We start from the raw sequence: 293 nt of genomic DNA on the forward strand, positions 1-293 counted from the left end.
TAGTAGAAAAATCCTGCTCCAATGTTGAAAAACGTATTATTTACGTTAGAAGAGAAGGCAGGGTCGCCTGGTGCTGGTACGTGGCCATCTCCAATATCGCTGTATAAGCCAACATTATGAAAAGTAGCACCGGCTTTTAAACCAAGAGCTAAACGGTGTTCGCCACCAAGGTTTAGTGTGTATGAGAAATCCGCATAGGCGTTAGTCTCTTCTACAGGCCCTATCTTATCATTGATAACCGATAATCCCAAACCTACATTCTTACCTACAGGGCTGCTCCCTGAAAAGGTCAT

The 293-nt window shown here is 43.7% G+C and carries 1 protein-coding gene; it reads right to left on the reverse strand.

All coding sequences use genetic code 11. The features are described 5' to 3' along the window. Nucleotides 1-293: type IX secretion system membrane protein PorP/SprF (locus NHE85_RS16710; RefSeq protein WP_252813346.1), on the reverse strand; the 293-nt coding region annotated here is incomplete at both ends.

The organism is Flavobacterium sp. NRK1 (assembly GCF_024054175.1).
Classification (GTDB): domain Bacteria; phylum Bacteroidota; class Bacteroidia; order Flavobacteriales; family Flavobacteriaceae; genus Flavobacterium.